The 4,736-nt window shown below is 49.7% G+C and carries 4 protein-coding genes and 2 tRNA genes; 2 read left to right on the top strand and 4 right to left on the bottom strand.

The window, feature by feature from the left end; all coding sequences use genetic code 11:
- On the top strand, window positions 1-1,010 hold a 1,010-nt coding region (locus HMPREF1051_RS03125; RefSeq protein WP_003764351.1), incomplete at its 5' end, for a lipoprotein-releasing ABC transporter permease subunit.
- Entirely contained in the window at window positions 1,003-1,683 is a 681-nt protein-coding gene (gene lolD, locus HMPREF1051_RS03130) for a lipoprotein-releasing ABC transporter ATP-binding protein LolD (protein ID WP_003764349.1), read from the top strand. The genes HMPREF1051_RS03125 and lolD, both read left to right, overlap by 8 nt.
- Before the next feature lie 360 nt (window positions 1,684-2,043).
- On the opposite strand, the gene HMPREF1051_RS03135 is transcribed toward lolD, so the two are convergent.
- The 4 genes from HMPREF1051_RS03135 to dapC form a co-directional block, all read right to left on the bottom strand.
- Window positions 2,044-2,133: transfer RNA gene (locus tag HMPREF1051_RS03135), tRNA-Ser, on the bottom strand.
- Window positions 2,134-2,214: 81 nt separating this feature from the next.
- A tRNA-Ser gene (locus HMPREF1051_RS03140) sits at window positions 2,215-2,305 on the bottom strand.
- 80 nt (window positions 2,306-2,385) lie between these two features.
- Entirely contained in the window at window positions 2,386-3,165 is a 780-nt protein-coding gene (gene yaaA, locus HMPREF1051_RS03145; protein ID WP_003764346.1) for a peroxide stress protein YaaA, read from the bottom strand.
- Between the two features lie 177 nt (window positions 3,166-3,342).
- Window positions 3,343-4,530, bottom strand: coding sequence for a succinyldiaminopimelate transaminase (gene dapC, locus HMPREF1051_RS03150; protein ID WP_003764345.1), 1,188 nt, complete (start codon window positions 4,528-4,530; stop codon window positions 3,343-3,345).
- Window positions 4,531-4,736: the final 206 nt, after the last annotated feature.

Here is a 4,736-nt window from a genome sequence, read left to right on the forward strand (position 1 = left end):
TGCGCGAGATTATTAAAGGACGCAAAGAGGTGCTTCAGTCGGCACCTTATGTTTCGGGGCAGGCATTGCTGGCAAATGCGGGTGAGGTCCAAGGTGTTCAAATCCGCGGGATTTTGCCTGATGAAGAAAAAAAGATTGTTGAATACAGTAAAGAAATGCCTGTGGGCAGTTTTGATGATTTGAAGCCGGGCGAATTCGATATTATTTTGGGACAGGATTTGGCTGAGACTTTGGATGTAAAGGTTGGTGAAAAAATCACTGTCGTTACGCCTGAAGGCAACGTGACGCCTGCCGGTGTCGTACCTCGTCTGAAACAATTTAAAGTTGTCGGCTTGGTCAAAACCAAAATCCATGAATTGAACAATTCTCTGGCATTGACACACATGAAAGACGCCCAAGTCTTGTACCGCCTAGATGAAAATGCGGCAGGCTTAAGATTGAAACTTGCCGATCCGATCAACGCGCCGTCGTTCACCGAAACACTGCTGCCGAAAAATCTGCAAGAAGAAGTATGGTTGCGCGATTGGACGTACACCAACCGCAGTTATTTCGAGGCCGTAGAAATGGAGAAAAGGGTGATGTTCATCATTCTGCTGCTGATTGTTGCCGTAGCCACCTTTAACTTGGTTTCTTCTTTGGTCATGGCAGTTACGGAAAAACAAGCCGATATTGCCATTTTGAGGACTTTGGGTGTCTCCCCGGGCAGTATTATGAAAATTTTTATGGTGCAGGGCGTATTTGCCGGCTTTTTCGGCACCTTGACCGGTGTGATTACCGGTGTCACGCTGGCTTTGAACGTGGGCAGTATTGTCAAACAGTTAGAGAGTTGGTTTGGTTTCCAATTCATCAAACCGCAAGTTTATTTCATCGATTATATCCCGAGTGACGTCAGTGTTCATGATGTTGTGCTGATAGCCTGCATTTCCCTGATTTTGTCGTTTATCGCTACGCTCTATCCAAGCTGGCGTGCTGCAAGAACCCAACCGGCGGAGGCTTTGCGCTATGAATAAAGTAGTTTTGAAATGCGATAATGTCAGCAAAAGCTACAAAGACGGTCAATTGAATGTCAATGTTTTGAATCAGTTGAGGCTCGAAGTGCTCGAGGGTCAAAGCGTCAGCATTATCGGTTCGTCCGGTAGCGGCAAATCGACCTTGATGCACATTTTGGGCGGCTTGGATAAACCGACTTCCGGCAGCGTGGTGCTGATGGGGCAGGATTTGGGTCAGTTGGGACAGAAACAACTGGGTCTGCTGCGCAATCAGTATTTGGGTTTTGTGTACCAGTTCCACCATTTGCTGCCTGAATTTTCCGCTTTGGAAAACGTCATGATGCCGCTTTTAATCGGCAAGATGAAAAAAGCCGAAGCAGAACAGCGTGCGGTTGAAATGTTGGAAAAAGCAGGTTTGAAAAAGCGCATACAGCACCGCCCCAGCGAGCTTTCCGGTGGCGAACGCCAACGTGCCGCCATTGCGCGCGCGCTGGTAACACGTCCCAAATGTTTGCTTGCTGACGAGCCGACAGGCAATCTTGACCGTAAAAATGCGCAAAATGTACTGGATATGATGCTGGATCTGAAATCCGAGTTGAATACCAGCCTGATTGTGGTCACGCATGATGACGAGTTGGCAGTCCGCTTTGAACGGGTTATGTTGATGCACGACGGACGCTTGGAAGAGCAGTAACTATCCGGCAAATACGCAAAGGTCGTCTGAAAAAGCAATTGATGCTTTTCAGACGACGGCGGATTCGGATTTGAAGTGCAACTTTCCATAACAGAAAAAGACCAGTATGCGGTAGCATACCGGCCTTTCCTGCAATGCAACACATTAACATCCTTATCCGCCAAAGAAAAACACTTGGTTACGAAACGCCAAGTGTTTTATTCTTGAATCTGTTCCAACCACTGATGCACTTGAAATCCGAATCCAAGGTCGTCTGAAAACTGAATGCCCCTTGAAGTTGGGTCCATCCCCTATACATAGCCAATACTTGGGAGGCAAATTCAAAAAAGCTGCTATGGAAAGAGCAGCTTTTGTCCGGTTTGGCGGAAACGGTGGGATTCGAACCCACGGAGGATTTGCACCCTCAGCGGATTTCGAGTCCGCTGCATTCAGCCTCTCTGCCACGTTTCCGTAGAATAAAGTAAAACCAAATAAAAATGTTGATGGCTGGGCTTCACTTCATTTTTATTTGGTTTTTCTATTTTCAAGAAATGGCGGAAGCGGTGAGATTCGAACTCACGGAGGGCTATCAACCCTCGACGGTTTTCAAGACCGTTGCATTAAACCGCTCTGCCACGCTTCCGTTTCTTGAAGCCGAAATAATAATGAAATTTGTCAGGTTTGCCAAGCGAAATTTGCAGGCGAATATTTAGTTTTTTGTTTTTACTTGGTTTGTTCTTTGCGCATGAACACCCATTCGGACTCATTCGACGCTGCTACGTTAAATGCGTAGCCTTCGTAATCGAAATTTTTCAGCATTTCAGGGTCGGTGATATTGTGTTCCGCCGCGTATCGTACCATCAGTCCGCGCGCGCGTTTGGCGTAGAAGCTGATGATTTTGTATTTGCCGTTTTTTTCATCTTTGAAAACGGGAGTAATCAGGCGGGCTTTAAGTTTTTTAGTGTTGACGGATTTGAAATATTCTTGCGAAGCGAGGTTAACCAATATGTCGCTGCCTGCTTGGGCAAGGGTGTCGTTCAGCAGGTCGGTGATGATGTCGCCCCAAAATTCATACAGGTTCTTACCGCGTGTGTTGGCAAACGCCGTTCCCATTTCCAAGCGGTAGGGCTGCATCAAATCCAGCGGGCGAAGAACGCCGTAGAGACCGGAAAGCAGGCGGACGTGCTGTTGCAGATATTGGATTTGTTCGGGTTTGAGGGTGTCTGCGGCGATGCCTTCGTAAACGTCGCCGTTGAACATAAAGACTGCCTGTTTGGCGTTGTCGGGGGTAAACGGCGTATGCCATTCGGCGTTGCGCTCGGCGTTTAAGAGGGCGATTTTGTCGGAAACGTGCATCAGCTCGGCGATTTGCTGCGGGGCGAGTTCACGCAGTTGGCGCATCAGGATTTCGGCTTCAGCCAAGAGGTCGGGTTGGGTGAATTCTTTGACGGGCGCAGGGTCTTTTTCATTGAGGTTTTTGGCGGGGGAAAGGACGAAGAACATGATGGACTCAAAGATGTGATAAACAGCGGCATTGTAGGTTTAAAATGTTTTATGGGCAAGTTTGATAAGTGAGGTAAATGCCGTTATAGCAAAGGCTGTTTGAATGGAATTAAAAAGGTCGTCTGAAAACTCGGATTTGAGGTTTTCAGACGACCTTTTATTGAACTGCCACTTTATTCAGCGATACAGGGAAACGATGGTTTCGGCGGCTTTGACGCAGCTGCCGACATCGGCAACTAAGGCAATGCGGACGTAGCCTTCGCCTGGATTGCCCCATTCGGTATCGCGGGCGAGGAAGCGGCCGGGGAGGACTTGGATGGCGGCTTTTTGCCAGAGGTTTTTGGCAAATGCCAAATCGTCGCCATCGGGGACTTTCAGCCAGATGTAGAATGATGCATCGGGCAGTTTGACGTCGAATGCCTGCTGCAAAATGGGGATGACGCGGTCGAATTTTTCCTGGTATAGGCGGCGGTTGGCAATGACGTGTTCTTCGTCGTTCCACGCGGCGATGCTGGCGCGTTGAACGGGGATGCTCATCGCGCTGCCGTGGTAGGTGCGGTAGAGCAGGAAGTTTTTAAGCAATTCGGCATCGCCTGCGACAAAACCGGAGCGTAGTCCGGGGACGTTAGAACGTTTGGAGAGGCTGGTGAACATGACGATATTGCGGTTGCTGCGCCCTAATTGCGCTGCCGCCTGTAAGCCGCCTATGGGTTTGTTGCCGTCGAAATAGATTTCGGAATAGCATTCGTCGGAAGCAATGATGAAACCGTATTTGTCTTGCAGATCAAAGATTTCTTGCCAGTCTTCCAGTTGCAGGACGCTGCCGCTGGGGTTGTTGGGCGAGCAGACGAACATGACTTTGGTGCGTTGCCATACGTCTTCGGTAATGCTTTTCCAATCGGGCTTGAAGGACGGGGCAGGGCAGTTGGCAAAACGGATTTCGCCGCCGCCGAGAATGGCTGCGCCTTCGTAGATTTGGTAGAACGGGTTGGGGCTGAGGACGATGGGTTTGAGGTCGTCTGAAACGGGGTTTAAGATGGTTTGAACGAAGGAAAACAAGGCTTCGCGGCTGCCGAGTACGGGCAGGACTTCTGTATCGGGGTTGACGGTCAGTCCGTCGTAACGGCGTTGCAGCCAGTCGGCACAGGCCTGACGCAGCTCGGGCAGACCTGCGGTCAGGGGGTATTTTTCCAGTTCGTGCAGTGAGGCGGTCAGCGCATTGGTGATGACTTCGGGGGTAGGGTGTTTCGGTTCGCCGATATGCAGGTGGACGGGGGCGACGCCTTCGGGAGGGTTAACGCCCTGCATGGCTTCGCGCAGGCGGGCAAACGGATAGGGTTGGAGCTGGTCGAGTAGTGGGTTCATGGGTGTTCCAAATGTCTATCGAGACGGTCATCTTAGCATTTTTTATGCGGATTTTGTTGACAATGTGTGCAGGAAAAGGGAAGACGCGTTGGGAAAAGGTCGTCTGAAAATCGGTTTCAGACGACCTTTTTTGAGCATCACGCGATTTGCAGGCAAAATATAGTGGATTAACTTTAAACCAGTACGGCGTTGCCTCGCCTTGTCCT

The organism is Neisseria sicca VK64 (assembly GCF_000260655.1).
Taxonomy (GTDB): domain Bacteria; phylum Pseudomonadota; class Gammaproteobacteria; order Burkholderiales; family Neisseriaceae; genus Neisseria; species Neisseria sicca_B.